Source organism: Microbacterium sp. M4A5_1d (genome assembly GCF_053345465.1).
Map to the genome: position 1 here is coordinate 510,183 of NZ_JBKFAD010000002.1, position 14,945 is coordinate 525,127.

The window sequence follows — 14,945 nt, forward strand, 5'->3', positions numbered from 1 at the left end:
TGACACCGGCCCAACGGGGACCTCGGTTCACGGGCCAGCCGGCGGGACCTCGCTCAGCCGGCCGTCGCGCAGCTCGAGCATCGGGGTGGGCGCGAGGCGGGCGAGGAAGCCGTCGTCGTGGCTGACCACCAGCACGGCACCGCGGTAGGCGGCGAGAGCCTGCACGAGCTGCTCGACCGTGTCGAGGTCGAGGTTGTTCGTCGGCTCATCCAGCACCAGCAGCTGCGGCGGGGGATCGGCCAGCAGCTCGCAGGCCAGGGCCAGCCGGAACCGCTCCCCGCCCGACAGTGCCGCGACCGGGCGCAGCACGGTGTCGCCGCGCAGCAGGAATCGCGCGAGCCGGTTCCGCAGCTCGACGTCGGTGGCGGCGGGCGCGGCCGCGCGCACGCTGTCGAGCACCGTCGCCTCGTCCCGCAGCCCGTCGACCCGCTGCGACAGGTAGCCGACGCGGTCGGTATGCGCGACCGCCGTGCCATAACTCCTCAGATCGGGCGCGCCGGGGCCGCCCGAGCGACGATCGGATACCGCAGCACCTGATTCTGAGGAGTTAGCGTCCGCCGACCGCACCAGCACCTCGAGCAGCGTCGTCTTCCCCGCGCCGTTCGGCCCGACGAGCGCGACACGCTCGGGCCCTTGCACGACCCACGAGCGTTCGCCGTCGCCGATCGTCGCGAGGCGCCGGCTCGCCGCGACGCCGGGATCGGGCAGGTCGATCCGCACGGCGTCGTCGTCGCGGACCCGCCGCCCTGCCGCATCGAGGGCCGCCCGAGCCGAGGCTTCCCGATCGGATGCCGTGCCGCGCGCGCGACCCGCCGACACCTGCGCGGCCGACGCGCGGTTGCCGGCGACGATCCCGGGCACGCGTTTCTCGCGCTGCGCCTTCGCTCCCATCGCGGCACGCCGCGCGAGCTTCGTCTCGGTCTCGGCCCGGTCGCGCCGCTCGCGCCGGAGGGTCGCCGCCGCGGCGGTCTCCGCGGCGCGCGCCGCCGCCTGCTCGTCGTCGCGCCAGGCTCGCCACTCGGAGTACGGCCCGCCGAACGTATCGAGCGCCCCGCCGTAGAGCTCGGCGGTGTCGTCCATCAGCTCGAGCAGCGCGGTGTCGTGGCTGACGACGATGAGCGCACCCCGCCACGCTCGCACGAGCTCGCCGACCCGCTCGCGCGCGTCGCGGTCGAGGTTGTTGGTCGGCTCGTCGAGCAGCGCGATCTCGGCTCCGCGCAGTCTCACGCCGACGAGTGCCGCGAGAACCGCCTCACCGCCGGAGAGCTCTCCGACGCGGCGGTCGAGCGCTCCCGGCGGCAGACCGGCCGCGGTCAGCGCGGCGACCGCTCGGGCCTCGGCATCCCAGTCGTCGCCGATCGTGTCGAAGTGGCGCGGGTGGACGTCTCCCGACTCGACGGCGCGCACGGCGTCGACGACGGGAGCGACCCCGAGCAGGTCGGCGACGCGCCGCCCGATGTCGAGGGTCAAGCGCTGCGGCAGCAGCTCGACCCGTCCGGACGTGATGACCGAGCCGGAGGTCGGCGCGAGCTCGCCCGCGATCAGCCGCAGCAGCGTGGTCTTGCCCGAGCCGTTGCGGCCGACGAGGCCGGTTCGCCCGGTGCCGAAGGTTCCGGAGGTGTTCCGCACGGCGGGAGTGCCGTCGGGGTGGATGAGGGTGATGCGGTCGAGGACGACCGCGGGAGCGGGATGGGGCATGACTGCCTCCTCGGATGTCGTCGGGCGCGGGCACGACCGACACCGAGGACACCCCGACCGGGGGTGGAACGGTCCAGCGGCCAGCGCGGAAATCGGAGAATGCGCTGGCCAGGTCGGACGCCCGAAGGGTCGACGGATCAGCGCGGGATCACAGCGCGGTCGCGTCGAAACCGATCAACGGTCGTTCCTCACACTCGGGACAGGGGCCCGGGAAGTCTACGCCGACGGGAGCTGCTTGTGCAGGAACGTCGCGACGTCGCGCAGTTCCTCCGCCGAGACGGCGTGTCCGAGATCGGGGTAGACGCGGCCGCTCAGGTCGACCCGGCCGGGCAGCCACTGCGCCGTGTGTGCGACGAGTGCGGGCGGGATGACGTCGTCGAGCGCCCCGCGACCCCAGAACACGGGCGGGCGGCGTTCGGCGAGCTCGGCGTCGGTGTCGAGATCGCCAGGATTGGCGTAGCCCGACAGGGTGACGGCGAACGCGTAGTCGTCCGGGCGCAGGCGAAGCGCCTCGATCGCTATGACCCCGCCCTGCGAGAAGCCGAGCAGCCCGACGGATGCCGCATCGCCCCGCTCCGCGTCGATCCACGCCGTCAGCGCGCGGGCGGATGCCGTCGCCGCGTGCGGATCGCGACCGTTCAGGCCCTCGATCGGGTACCACGACCACCCCGGCGTGGGGAAGCGCGGGGTGAGCGGGGCGCGGACCGCAGCCACGACGTACTCGGCCGGCAGGTGCGGCGCGAGGGCGAACAGATCGTTCTCATCCGAGCCGTAGCCGTGCACCATCACCAGTAACGGGCGGCGACCGCGGTCGGCGGGAGCGGCCGACCAGCGCACGGCCGCAGGATCGAGGACCGGATCGGGCGACATGCGACCATCCTGCCAGCCTCCTCCGACACCGCCGGGGGTCATTGGTATACATGAGGCATGGCCGTGCGCACCCCCGATCCCGATCCCGACGAGCGCGGCGAGTCGTCGCTCCCGGCCGACCCGCTGCGCGGAGCCCCGGGCGGCGGAGCCACGAACCCGGCCTGGCTCAGCGACGTCGAGCTCACCGAAGCGCGCCGCCGGCTGCCGATGCTCTACGTCGAGGCGGTGCCGGTGCGCACCGACGGGCTCGGGGCCGTCACCCAGGTCGGCATCCTGCTCCGTGCCACGCCGGTCGGGGAGATGACGCGCACGATCGTCTCGGGCCGCGTGCGCTACGGCGAGACGATCCGCGACGCACTGTTCCGGCACGTCGAGAACGACCTCGGGCCCATGGCCTTCCCGCTCCTGCCCGCGTCGCCCACGCCCTTCACGGTCGCCGAGTACTTCCCGATCCCCGGGGTCAGCCCCTTCCACGACGACCGCCAGCACGCCGTGTCGCTCGCCTTCGTCGTGCCGGTCACGGGCACGTGCGAGCCCCGTCAGGATGCTCTCGAGGTCACATGGCTCGACCCCGTGGAAGCGGCATCCGACGCCCTCGCCGCCGAGATGGAGGGTGGCCGCGGCACGCTCATCCGCCTCGCGCTCGCCTCGGTGGGTGCTCTTCGCTGAGGCCCGCTCCTGCGTAGGCTCGGGTCATGACCGATCCGAAGCCCCTCGCCTTCCCCGCCGACACCGCCGGATGGCTCGCGTTCGCCGCCAAGCGCCCGGACGCCCGCATCGCCCGCGTCCGCGAGGTCGACTCGCAGCTGATCGCGGGGCGTGAGCTGTCGCCCCTGGCCCGTCTGCAGCTGTGGAACGAGGCGTCGATCGCGATCGCCGAGGCGGCGTCCGAGGCATCCCTGCTGAGCGAGTCGCACCCCGATGCCGACGTCCGCGTTGCCGCCGAGGCCCGGGTGCAGGCCATCGACGCCCTGCTTTCCGAGCGGGCGCTCGACCCCGCTCTCTTCGCCGTCTTCGACGGCCTCGCGACCGACGGGCTGGGTGCCGCCGCCCGCCGCCTGCTCGCTCACATCCAGCGCGACTTCCGCCGCGGCGGCGTCGACCGCGACGAGGCGACACGCGAACGGCTGCGGGCGCTGGCCGAGCGTGACACCGAGCTCTCGCTGACCTTCTCGCGCAACATCCGCGACGGCCGGCGCGAGCTGAAGCTCCCCGCCGACGCGCTGGAGGGGCTGCCGCAGGACTTCATCGACGCTCACCCGGTCGACGACGAGGGCCTCATCACCCTCACGACCGAGTACACCGACCTCATGCCGGTGCGCGAGTTCGCGGTGCGCCGGTCGACGCGCACGGCACTGCTGTCGGTCTACAACGACCTCGCCTGGCCCGACAACGACCCGGTGCTCGCCGAACTGCTCGCCGTGCGCGCCGAGCGCGCGGAGCTGCTCGGCTACGGCGACTGGGCCGACTACGAGACCGAGACGCGCATGATCGGCTCGAGCGCGGCGATCCGGTCGTTCCTCGACGACATCGACGCGGCGACGCGCGAGGCCGCCGCCGCTGAGTACGACCGGCTGCTCGCGCGGCTGCGCGTCGACGAGCCGGATGCCGAGGCGGTCACCGCGGCCGACCTCTGGTACCTCCTCAGCGCGCTGAAGCGCGAGGACTACGCCGTCGACGCGCAGGCAGTGCGCGCCTACTTCGCGTTCGACAACGTCCTGGCGGGCGTGCTCGATGTCACGGCGCGACTGCTCGACGTCGCCTACGTCCCCGTCGACGCGGGTGCCTGGCACGACGACGTCCGCAGCTACGACGTCGTCCGCGGCGAGCGCCGGCTCGGTCGGATCCACCTCGATCTTCACCCGCGCGAGGGAAAGTACAACCACGCCGCGTGCTTCAACCTCGCGCCCGGCATCGCGGGCCGCTCGCTTCCCGAGGGCGTACTGCTCTGCAACTTCTCGCGGGGACTCCTCGAGCACGACCAGGTCGTGACGTTCTTCCACGAGTTCGGGCACCTCGTCCACGGCATCCTCGGCGGCGCCGACGCCGTCTGGGCCGACTTCAGCGGCATCGAGACGGAGTGGGACTTCGTCGAGGCGCCGAGCCAGCTGCTCGAGGAGTGGGCGTGGGATGCCGGCGTGCTGGCGACGTTCGCGCGCAACGCCGACGGCGAGCCGATCCCGGCCGACCTCGTCGAGCGGATGCGGGTGGCCGACGCTTTCGGTCGCGCCCTCGAGGTGACCCGCCAGCTCGGGCACGCCAACGTCTCGTACGGCCTGCACGTCGAGCGGCCGAGCGACCTGCAGGCGGCCGTCGAGGGCTGGTACCGCGCGTCGTCGCCGGTGCACCCGCTGCCGAACGGGCACACGTACGCGGGCTTCGGCCACCTCACCGGATACGGCGCCTGCTACTACACGTATCAGTGGAGCCTCGTCATCGCCCGCGACCTGCTCTCGGCGTTCGGCGACGAGCTCATGGACCCGGCCGTTGCGACCCGCTACCGCGAGCGCATCCTCGAGCCGGGTGGCAGCCGCGACGCGGCCGACCTCGTCGCCGACTTCCTCGGCCGCCCGTATTCGTTCGACGCCTACCGGGCCTGGCTCGCTGGCGCCTGAGCGGCGGCCTCCCCGGTGATCCGTCAGGTGGTGACAGCGCGGGCGTAGCGCGCGGCGAGGAACGCGAACGCGTCGGCGAGCTCGGGCGGACCGACGACCTCGAGCTCGGCGTCGAACCGCCCGAACGAGGCCGCGAGCGCGGTCCATGACCACGACCCGGCTTCGAGCCGACAGTGCCCGTCGTCGAGCGCGGTGACCGTGCCATCGCCCGCGAACGGCGCTACCGCGGATGCCGGCAGGTGCAGCACGACGGAGCCGCGACAGGGCCACTCCGCCGTGTCCGACCCGCGAAAGCGCGCGGAGACGAACGCGTCGACGTCACCGCCGGGCACCGTTCGCCGCGCGAAGCCACCGCCGAGCGGTGTGCGCGGCCGAATGCGGTCGACCCGGTACAGGCGCCAATCGTCGCGGTCGAGGTCCCACGCGACGAGATACCAGCGGCCACCCGACGCCACGAGATGATGCGGCTCCGCGCGTCGGGCCGGCACGGACCCCGCGGCATCGGCATCGCGCGCCTCGCCGTAGTCGAACCGCACCGTGACACCGTCGCGGATGGCGTTCGCCAGCGTCGACAGAACCTCGAGCGAGACGTCCGCGGCGGGTGCATCCCCCGGACGGTCGACGACGGTCGGGGTCAGGGCGTCGAGCCGGTGACGGAGACGCGAAGGCATGACCTGCCGAATCGTCGCGAGCGCCCGGGCCGCCGCCTCGCCGATGCCCGCCCCGAGGGTCGGTGCCGTCCGCAGGGCGAGGGCCACGGCTACGGTCTGGTCCTCGTCGAACAGCAGCGGCGGTAGCTCACTGCCGGACTCCAGCCGGTACCCGCCGTCGAGGCCGGTCGTCGCTTGGATGCGGTATCCCATCTCGCGCAGTCGCTCGACGTCGCGTCGCACCGTGCGATCGCTCACCCCCAGCCGCGAGGCGAGGGCTCCGCCCGGCCAGTCGCGGCGGGCTTGCAGCAGCGACAGCAGGGTCAGCAACCGGGAGGTCGTCGTCATCGCCCCACCGTATCCGCCCTTGCGGACAGAAACTGACCGGAAGGGCTGTCAGGGTGAGGGCGTCGAGCCGATCGGGCCGGCCCTTTCCTCAGGAGCAGCGATGACCATCCACACCACCCCTCACCTCAACTTCCGCGGCGACGCCCGTCGGGCACTCGAGTTCTACGGCGCCGCCTTCGACGGACACGTCTCGATCACGACGTACGCCGAGGTCGGCATGCCCGCAGACCTCCCCGGCGCGGATGCCGTCGTCTTCGGACTCGTCGCCGGGAGCACCGGCTTCCGTGTGATGGCGTACGACATCCCGGGAAGCACAGAGGGATCGATCGCCGGCGGCGGTGCGACGCGCCGTCAGGACAACGCCACCATCACCGATCAGGCGTTCTTCGTCTCGGTCGGTTCCGAAAGCCTCGACGAGCTCCGCGGCCCGTGGGACGCGCTCGCCGCCGATGCCGTCATCGTCGAGCCCCTCGCCGCGTCGGCGTGGAGCGCGGGCTTCGGCATGCTCACCGACCGGTTCGGCGTCACGTGGAGCTTCAGCGTCACCGCCGCCTGAGCGCACGAGAGCCGCGGCCGGTTCGACCCCGCCGCGGCTCTTGTCGTGCGTCGCGTGGATGCCCGCCGACGCGGGAGGTGGTCAGTCGGTCGTCAGGCGCGCGAGCTCGGCGACGAACGCGTCGACGTCGGATGCCGAGGTGTCGAACGAGCACATCCACCGCACCTCGCGGCGTGCCTCATCCTCCCCACCGACACTCGAAGCATCGCTGGCGCGATCCTCCGAGCCTCCGTCGGCGGGGCCCCAATCGTAGAAACGGAACGACTCGCGCAGCCGGTCGGCGACGCCCTCGGGCAGCACCGCGAAGACACCGTTGGCCTGCGTCGGCTGCGTGAACTCCACGCCCCGCACCGAGCCGTCGGCGATGCCCGACTCGACCGCCGAGCGCAGGCGCTGCGCCATCCCGTTCGCGTGCTCCGCGTTGCGCCGCCACAGGTCGTTCTCGAGCAGCGCGACGAGCTGGGCCGAGACGAAGCGCATCTTCGACGACAGCTGCATGTTGAGCTTGCGCAGGTAGGTGAGTCCCTCGGATGCCGCGGGGTCGAGCACGACGATCGCCTCGCCGAGCATCGCGCCGTTCTTCGTGCCGCCGAAGCTCAGCACGTCGACACCGACATCGCGCGTGATGGCGCGCAGCGGCAGGCCGAGGGCCGCGGCGGCGTTGGCGATACGCGCGCCGTCCATGTGCAGCCGCATCCCGCGCTCGTGCACGTGGTCGGCGATCGTGCGCAGCTCGTCGGGCGTGTAGAGCGTGCCGAGCTCGGTCGACTGGGTGATCGACACGACGAGCGGCTGAGCGCGGTGCTCGTCGCCCCAGCCCCAGGCCTCGCGGTCGATGAGGTCGGGCGTGAGCTTGCCGTCGTCGGTGGGGACGTTGAGGATCTTGATGCCGCCGACTCGCTCGGGGGCACCGCCCTCGTCGACGTTGATGTGCGCGGTCGACGCGGCGATCACCGCGCCCCACCGTGGCAGCATCGACTGCAGCGCCGTGACGTTGGCACCCGTGCCGTTGAACACGGGGAAGGCTTCGGCGCCCGCGCCGAAGTGCTCGCCGACGAGGTCCTGCAGCCGGGCGGTGTACACGTCCGAGCCGTAGGCGGTCTGGTGGCCGTCGTTGGCGGCGGTGATCGCCGCGAGGACCTCCGGGTGGATGCCGGAGTAGTTGTCGGACGCGAAGCCGCGCACCGAGGTGTCGTGCAGGGAGGTCATGACCTCATCCTTTCAGCCTCGGGCGCGGCTTCGGGCCCGTGTGCGGGTCAGCCGCGGATGCCGCGCGTGGACGCGATGACGTCGCGCATCTTCTTCTCGAGCGCCTCGTAGAACATCGACAGCGGGAACTCGTCGTCCAGCACCGCATCGGTGTAGCCCTTCGGCGGACCCGCGAGGACGTCGTGGGGCAGACCCCGCGCCCACACCGAGGCGGGGTGAGGTTCGAGCACGGAGCGCACGAGGTCGTATGCCGCCAGCCAGTGCGCGGTCTTCGGGCGGTCGATCGATTCCCAGTACAGGCGGTCGATCGCGTCGCCGAGGGCGACCACGGCATCCGGCACCTCGCCCCATTCGAAGGCGAGCGCGGTGTCGGTCCAGTGCAGCACGCCCCGGCGGTGCAGCCACGCGAACAGCAGCTGGCCGCCGAGTCCGTCGTAGTTGCGCACGCGCGTGCCGGTGATCGCGAACCGGAAGATCCGGTCGAAGATCACGGCGTACTGCACGAGCCGCGAAAGACGCAGCAGCTCGGCATCGACCGGGTCGAGATCCGCCTCGGTGCTCAGCCGCCGGTCGAGCGCGACGCACTCGCGGAACGCCGTCAGATCGCACCGCAGCTCTTCGAGGGAGTACAGGAAGAACGGCATCCGCTGCTTGATCATGAACGGATCGAACGGCAGATCGCCGCGCATGTGCGTGCGGTCGTGGATGAGGTCCCACATCACGAACGCCCGCTCGGTGAGCGCCTGGTCGTCGAGCATCTCGGCCGCCTCGGCGGGCAGGTCGAGCTTCGTGATCTCCGATGCGGCGCGCACGACCCGGCGGTAGCGGGCTGCCTCGCGGTCCTGGAAGATCGCCCCCCACGTGAACGGCGGAATCTCGCGCATCGCGACGGTCTCGGGGAACAGCACCGCCGAGTCGGTGTCGTAGCCGGCCGTGAAGTCGAGCAGTCGCAGCGAGACGAAGAGCCGGTTCGGATACATCGTCTCGAGGCGCGCGATCTCCTCCGGCCAGATCGCCTCGACGAGCAGCGCCTCGACGTGCCGGTCGCGCGAGCCGTTCTGCGTGTACATCGGGAACACGACGAGGTGGCGGATGCCGTCGACGCGGTGGAGCTGCGGCTGGAACGCCACAAGCGAGTCGAGGAAATCGGGCACGCCGAATTCCCCCTCCGTCGAAGCGGCGCCGTCCGGTTGATCGGAGGCGGCCCATCTGTTGAAGTCCCGGATCGACGCGGTGAGATAGTCCGCGTCGTGCGGGAACCGCGGCGCGAGGCGGCCGATCGCGGCGGTGATCGCCGCGACGTGGCGCCGCGCCGTCTCATGGTCCCCGGGGTCGGGCACCGAGCCGTCGGCGGCCTGCAGCTGCTGCAGTGCCGTCGCAGCGTCGCGCAGCGAGATCCAGGCGGGGTCGTGCTCGACGCCGTCGGCGAGCGCGATGCTCAGGGCGTCGACCGCGCCGCCGTCCTCGACGACCTCGGGCTCGCCGATGATCGTCTTCGTGGCACCGGGGGTGGGGTGCGTCTGAGCGATGGACATGGGGAACCTCCGATCTACGAGGTACGGCTCCCGCGCGGGAGCGGTGGTCAGGTTGGCGTCAGCCTAACCGGGCGCCGGGTTTTCGGCGACGGTAGTGGCGGTGCACCGTGCCGATACACCCGTCGGGCGGGTGGGGCTGGTGTCGTCTCGGCGGCGCCGCGACGCGACAGCAGCCCCAGCCGTCCGACGAATGCATCGGTCACCGCGAGCTTGACCTCAACTGAGCTTGAGGTTTTACCGTTCGAACCATGACCATGACTGAACCCGACTCCTTCACCGAACGGCTGCCGACCGCTCTGCTCGACCGCCTCGCGCGGGTGACCGGCGACGAGAAGCACAGTGCCGCCGCGCATTCGACCCTCGATGCGCTGTGGGTGCTGCACGACCGCGTACTCCGCCCCGAGGGCGGTGACCGCTTTCTGCTGTCGAAGGGGCACGGCCCAGCCTCGTACTACGCCGTGCTGGCCACGCGCGGCCTGATGCCCGACCGCTGGCTCGACGATCTCGCGGGCGTCGATTCGCCCCTCGGTCACCACCCCGACCGTCTGCTCATCCCCGCCGTCGAGATCTCGTCCGGGTCGCTCGGGCACGGACTGCCGATCGCCGTGGGCCTCGCCCGCGGCCTCGACATCACCGGCACTCCCGGCCGCGTGTTCGTCCTGATCGGCGACGCCGAGCTCGACGAGGGCAGCAACCACGAGGCGATCGCCGTCGCAGGCCGCCTCGCCCTCGCCCGGCTGCACGCCATCGTCATCGACAACTCCTCCGCGTCGCTCGGATGGCCCGGCGGGATCGCACGCCGGTTCGCGCTGGAGGGATGGGATGCCGCCGAGGCCGACTCGCACGATCACGCTGCGCTCGCCGCAGCTCTCGAGACGCGCGGCGCGGCGCTCCGTGTCACCGTCGTCCGTACCGCTGCGAAGGGATCCTGATGCGCGCCCGCTTCTCCACCGTCATGTCAGATCTGTTGGCCACCGACGACCGCGCGACACTCGTGCTCGCCGACATCGGCCCGCTCGATCTGGCCGCGGGAACCCCGGCCGCCGACCGTGTCGTCAACGTCGGGATCCGCGAGCAGGCGATGATCGGGGTCGCCGCCGGTCTCGCGCTCGCCGGACTGCGTCCTTTCGTCCACACTTACGCGCCGTTCCTCGTCGAGCGGCCCTTCGAGCAGATCAAGCTCGACCTGTCGCACCAGGATCTCGGGGCGGTGCTCGTATCGATCGGCGCGAGCTATGACGCGGCCGCCGCGGGGCGCACGCACCAGTGCCCCGGCGACATCGCCCTGTTGAGCACCCTGCCCGGATGGCGGCTGCACGCGCCGGGGCACCCGGATGAGGTCGAGGCGCTCGTCCGGGATGCGGCGACGACCGACGACCGCCAGTACATCCGGCTCTCGACGCAGGCGAACCGGGCGGCATTCCCGACGGACGGACGCATCCACCTCGTGCGCGAGGGCGCGGGCACGCTGGTCCTGGCCATCGGCCCGCTCCTCGACACGGCGCTCGAGGCGACGGCGGGCGACGGGTTCGCGGTCGCATACACCGCGACGCCCGTGCCGCTCGATCGCGACGGTTTGCGCGCGCTGAGCTCCACCTTCGACCGGGTGGCCGTGCTCGAACCCTTCCTCGAGGGGACGACCGCCGCCGCGGTCGGTGCGGCGCTCGGCGGCAGCGGCATCCTCGTCGAGCACATCGGGGTCGGCGTCGGTGAACAGCGCCGATACGGCACCCCGGCCGACCATGCGCGGCTGCACGGCCTCGACGCGCCGGGGATCAGGCGACGCCTCGACCTGCTCTCATGACGGAGCGGCTGCGTCGTCGTCGAGCGCGTGCCGGAGCGCGGGCGCGACGCGGCGCGGTCCGCTGCCCTCGGCGCCGAGCGCGTCGCCGGGGTTGAGCAGGTCGCACGACCGCATCGAGAGGCAGCCGCAGCCGATGCATCCCACGAGTTCGCGCTCGAGCGATTCGATCGCCGCGCGCCGTTCCTCGAGACGCACCTTCCACGCCCGCGAGACCCGCTTCCAGTCCTCGCTGCTGGGCTCGGCCTCTGCGGGCAGCGACGCGAAAGCCTCGGCGACCTCGGCGAGCGGGATGCCGAGTCGCTTGGCCACGAGGATGAGCGAGATGCGGCGCAGCATGTGGCGACTGAACCGCCGCTGATTACCCGCAGAACGGGTCGACGTGATGAGTCCGTGCCGCTCGTAGAAGTGCAGCGCGGAGACGGACACACCGGTGCGCGCGCTCACCTCGCCGATGGTCAGGAGATCGTTGGACCGCATCACGCCTGCGACTCTACGACGCACCGATACATCCGTCGGGTCGGTGGGGCTGCTGTGGCCTCGGGCCGTCTCGCACGCCTCATCAGCACCGCGGGTCCGACGGTTGTATCGCGGTCAGCCCTGACCGTCGGGGTCGGGCGGGACTGTCAAGCCGTCGCCGTCGCTGCCTCCGCGGCGTTAGCGTCACTCCATGCCCACTGATCGCCACGCCGAATCCGAATCCGCAGCCGGCGCGCCCGCAGCAGACGCCTCCACCTCCGACGGGCGCGGCGTGCTGGTGATCACGAACTCCCGAGCGGGCACGTCGGTGGTCCGGCCCGATCCGCTGCCCGAGATCCGGCGGCGGCTGTCCGAGGCGCGGATCGAGAGCCTGGGCGAGTCGTCGATGGACGACATCGTCGCGTCGGCCATGTCGGCCGCCGATGCGCCGACGGTGCTCGCGGTGCTCGGTGGTGACGGCTCGGTCTCGCGTGCCGCGCACCTCGCGCGTCGTCACGACCTGACGCTGCTCGTGCTGCCGGGCGGCACCTTCAACCACTTCGCGCGGGCCGCCGGCGTGGACACCGTCGAGGCGGCGCTCGATGCGTACGACGCGGGCTCGGTGCGCAGCGTCGTCGTCGCCGAGGCGGTCATCGACGACGGCGATCCCGTGACCGTGCTCAATGCCGTGTCGCTCGGCGCCTATCCCGAGATGCTCGCCGAGCGCGAGAAGCGCACGAGCCTCGGCAAATGGTGGGGTGGCGCGATCGCGGCGTGGCGCGAGATGCACGGAGCCCACCGCATCACGATCGTGCGCGACGGCCGCCGGGCCGTCGTCTGGTCGGTATTCGCGGGTATCGGACGGGGAGACCCCCGCCGCATCGCGATGATGCGTCGAGCGAGCCTCGACGAGCCTGAGCTCGACGTCCGTCTCCACCATGCCCGCGGCACGCGGCTGCGGGCGGTGACCTCCTTGGCCTTCGGCCGGCGCACGCTCGCGGTGATGCGCGCGCTGCGGCTCATGCCGCCGGCATCCGACCTCGAGCGAGCCGTCGTCTCCGAGATCGAGCTGACCGTCCGGCCCGGCGAGGCGACGCCGGTGCTCGCGCACGACGGCGAGCTGGCCGAGACTCCCACCGGCGACTACCGGCTGCGGCTCCGCGCGATCCCGGACGGCCTGCGCGTCTACGCGCGCTGAGCTCGTCGCGCTCGCCGCCGGATACATCGCGAGAGGGATGCCGCGCCTGTGGCGCTCGCGTACCGTCATAGCGTGCTCCGTCCGCTCCGCCGCTACCAGCTGTACGTCGACGTCGCCGTAGCGGTCGCCTTCGCGGCGATCATGCTGCTCGTGACCTGGGTCGCCGTCGTCGGCACGGGCATCCCCGACGATCCGCTCTCCTCGCTCGTCGCGATGCTCCTGGTCGTCCCGTTCGGTGCCGCGGTCGCGCTGCGCCGGCTCTCGCCGCCGATCGCGCTCGCGCTGGCCTGGGTGGGCGCGGTCCTCCAGATGCTGGCGCAGCTGCCACCGCTGCCGGTCGACATCGCCATCTTCGCGGTGCTCTACACGTGTGCGGCGTACGGCACGAACCGGGTCTTCTGGCTCGGGTTCGCCTCCTCGATCGGGGGCGCCCTGGCCATCACCGTGTACCTGCTCATCCCCTCGGCGAGATACTCCATCGCCGTGTCGGGGGGCGAGTTGATGTACTTCCTCGTCATGGGCACGATGCTGTTCGTCGCGGCGGTGTTCGGCTTGCTCCTGGCGTGGACCGTGGGCGCTCTGGTCCGCGTCGGTCTGCGCGCGCGCGACAACGCCGAGGCGCAGCGGAAGGCCGAGGAGCGGGCGACGGCCGAGTTCGAACGCAATCGCATCGCGCGAGACATGCACGACGTCGTCGCCCATTCGCTCGCGGTCGTCATCGCTCAGGCGGACGGCGCACGCTACGCCGCCGCGGCCGACCCCACGGCCGCGGCGGAATCGCTGAAGACGATCTCGTCGACGGCGCGCTCCGCCCTCGCCGACGTGCGGATGCTGCTCACCCAGCTCCGCCACAGCGAGGGCGAGGGGCCGCAGCCGACCGTCGCGGACCTCGAGGTGCTGTACGCGCAGGTGCGCGCCGCCGGTCTCGACCTGCGCGTCGACGTCGACCCCGCCCCTCCGGGCGAGCCGCCCGCGGCCGTGCAGATCGCGGTGTACCGCATCCTGCAGGAGGCCCTGACGAACGCGATGCGCCACGGCGCGGGCGGTACCGTGGACGTGTCCCTGTCCTGGCTGCCCGATCGCGTGGAGGTGCGTGTGAGCAATCCGCTCTCGCCGGTGAACGAGTCCACCGGCCCGGTGCGCACGGGCGGACACGGTCTCATCGGCATGCGCGAGCGCGCCCAGCTGATCGGCGGCAGCATCGAGGTGGGCCCGACGGGCGGCGCGTTCGTCGTCGCGGCGAGTCTGCCCATCGGCGGCCCCGCGTGAGCGCCATCCGGGTCGTCCTCGTCGACGACCAGGCGCTCTTCCGCGCCGGCATCCGCATGGTCGTCGCCTCGCAGCCCGACCTCGAGGTCGTCGGCGAGGCGTCCGACGGCGCCGAGGCCATCGGCGTCGTGCGGGCGACGCGCCCCGACGTCGTCCTGATGGACATCCGGATGCCGGTCATGGACGGGCTCACCGCCACGGCGCAGCTGCTCGACGACCCGGTCTTCGACGGCGCTCCGCCGCGCATCGTGATGCTGACGACCTTCGACCTCGACGAGGCAGCGGCGCGGGCGATCCGGCAGGGAGCGAGCGGCTTCCTGCTGAAGGATGCCGACCCCGAGTTCCTCCTCGCCGCGATCCGCACGGTGCACTCCGGCTCGTCGGTCATCGCGGCTTCCGCGACGCGCGAGCTGTTCGCGACGTTCGCGGCCCCCGAGCAGAAGCCCGTGCCGCCTGCGTTCGCGGAGCTGACCGATCGCGAGCGCGAGATCTTCGGTCTGGCCGCGCGCGGCCTCTCGAACGCCGAGATCGCCCAGCGGGAGTTCCTCTCGGAAGCCACGGTGAAGACCCACATCAGCCGCATCCTCGCCAAGCTCGCCCTGCGGGATCGCGTGCAGCTTGTCGTCTTCGCCTTCGAGCACGGGCTCGCCTGACGTCGCGCTGCGGATGAGGGATCATCCGCGAGATGTACAGGCCCGCGACGAGGGACCGATGCCGGGTGCCCGGCCCGGTTCGTA

14 protein-coding genes are annotated in these 14,945 nt (G+C 72.1%); 8 read left to right on the forward strand and 6 right to left on the reverse strand.

Annotation, left to right across the window (positions count from 1 at the left end):
• Positions 1-27: 27 nt before the first annotated feature.
• A complete protein-coding gene (locus ACLBWJ_RS10685) occupies positions 28-1,698 on the reverse strand; it encodes an ABC-F family ATP-binding cassette domain-containing protein (protein ID WP_447660274.1) in 1,671 nt (556 codons plus the stop codon).
• Between the two features lie 216 nt (positions 1,699-1,914).
• Positions 1,915-2,568, reverse strand: a complete 654-nt coding sequence (locus ACLBWJ_RS10690; RefSeq protein ID WP_282501574.1) for an alpha/beta hydrolase — start codon at positions 2,566-2,568, stop codon at positions 1,915-1,917.
• A gap of 57 nt (positions 2,569-2,625) precedes the next feature.
• Between ACLBWJ_RS10690 and ACLBWJ_RS10695 the strand changes: the two genes are divergently transcribed.
• The gene (locus ACLBWJ_RS10695; RefSeq protein ID WP_269268189.1) at positions 2,626-3,237 is read left to right on the forward strand and encodes an NUDIX hydrolase family protein; all 612 of its coding nucleotides are present in this window, start codon (positions 2,626-2,628) and stop codon (positions 3,235-3,237) included.
• Positions 3,238-3,263: 26 nt separating this feature from the next.
• A complete protein-coding gene (locus ACLBWJ_RS10700) occupies positions 3,264-5,183 on the forward strand; it encodes a M3 family metallopeptidase (RefSeq protein ID WP_404568938.1) in 1,920 nt (639 codons plus the stop codon).
• A 23-nt stretch (positions 5,184-5,206) separates the two neighbouring features.
• Here the strand turns inward: ACLBWJ_RS10700 and ACLBWJ_RS10705 are convergent, their stop codons facing one another.
• Positions 5,207-6,181: a helix-turn-helix transcriptional regulator gene (locus tag ACLBWJ_RS10705; protein WP_447660275.1), complete on the reverse strand. Its 975-nt coding sequence runs from the start codon at positions 6,179-6,181 to the stop codon at positions 5,207-5,209.
• 100 nt (positions 6,182-6,281) lie between these two features.
• On the opposite strand from ACLBWJ_RS10705, the gene ACLBWJ_RS10710 reads away from it, so the two are divergent.
• Positions 6,282-6,737, forward strand: a complete 456-nt coding sequence (locus tag ACLBWJ_RS10710) for a VOC family protein (protein ID WP_282501571.1) — start codon at positions 6,282-6,284, stop codon at positions 6,735-6,737.
• An 81-nt stretch (positions 6,738-6,818) separates the two neighbouring features.
• On the opposite strand, the gene ACLBWJ_RS10715 is transcribed toward ACLBWJ_RS10710, so the two are convergent.
• A complete protein-coding gene (locus tag ACLBWJ_RS10715) occupies positions 6,819-7,946 on the reverse strand; it encodes a threonine aldolase family protein (RefSeq protein WP_447660276.1) in 1,128 nt (375 codons plus the stop codon).
• A gap of 47 nt (positions 7,947-7,993) precedes the next feature.
• Positions 7,994-9,481 (reverse strand): DUF6421 family protein, encoded by a 1,488-nt coding sequence (locus ACLBWJ_RS10720; protein WP_447660277.1) that lies wholly within the window; start codon positions 9,479-9,481, stop codon positions 7,994-7,996.
• Between the two features lie 248 nt (positions 9,482-9,729).
• On the opposite strand from ACLBWJ_RS10720, the gene ACLBWJ_RS10725 reads away from it, so the two are divergent.
• Together ACLBWJ_RS10725 and ACLBWJ_RS10730 are read left to right on the forward strand one after the other, a co-directional pair.
• The gene (locus ACLBWJ_RS10725) at positions 9,730-10,413 is read left to right on the forward strand and encodes a transketolase (protein ID WP_447660278.1); all 684 of its coding nucleotides are present in this window, start codon (positions 9,730-9,732) and stop codon (positions 10,411-10,413) included.
• On the forward strand, positions 10,413-11,285 hold the full coding sequence (locus ACLBWJ_RS10730; protein ID WP_282501568.1) for a transketolase family protein: 873 nt from the start codon (positions 10,413-10,415) through the stop codon (positions 11,283-11,285). The genes ACLBWJ_RS10725 and ACLBWJ_RS10730 overlap by 1 nt, the downstream gene beginning before the upstream one ends.
• Here ACLBWJ_RS10730 and soxR read toward each other — a convergent pair.
• Positions 11,280-11,762 (reverse strand): redox-sensitive transcriptional activator SoxR, encoded by a 483-nt coding sequence (gene soxR, locus ACLBWJ_RS10735; protein ID WP_114588822.1) that lies wholly within the window; start codon positions 11,760-11,762, stop codon positions 11,280-11,282. The two genes, ACLBWJ_RS10730 and soxR, sit on opposite strands and share 6 nt — an antisense overlap.
• Before the next feature lie 190 nt (positions 11,763-11,952).
• Here soxR and ACLBWJ_RS10740 point away from each other — a divergent pair, with 190 nt between their 5' ends.
• The 3 genes from ACLBWJ_RS10740 (at position 11,953) to ACLBWJ_RS10750 (ending at position 14,861) form a co-directional block, all read left to right on the forward strand.
• On the forward strand, positions 11,953-12,939 hold the full coding sequence (locus ACLBWJ_RS10740) for a diacylglycerol/lipid kinase family protein (protein ID WP_274179239.1): 987 nt from the start codon (positions 11,953-11,955) through the stop codon (positions 12,937-12,939).
• A gap of 72 nt (positions 12,940-13,011) precedes the next feature.
• Positions 13,012-14,208 carry a histidine kinase gene (locus ACLBWJ_RS10745; RefSeq protein ID WP_274179238.1) on the forward strand — a complete coding sequence of 399 codons (1,197 nt, stop codon included), beginning with the start codon at positions 13,012-13,014 and terminating at the stop codon, positions 14,206-14,208.
• Entirely contained in the window at positions 14,205-14,861 is a 657-nt protein-coding gene (locus tag ACLBWJ_RS10750) for a response regulator (protein WP_112617765.1), read from the forward strand. Before ACLBWJ_RS10745 ends, ACLBWJ_RS10750 begins: the two co-directional genes overlap by 4 nt.
• The last annotated feature ends 84 nt before the right edge of the window (positions 14,862-14,945 follow it).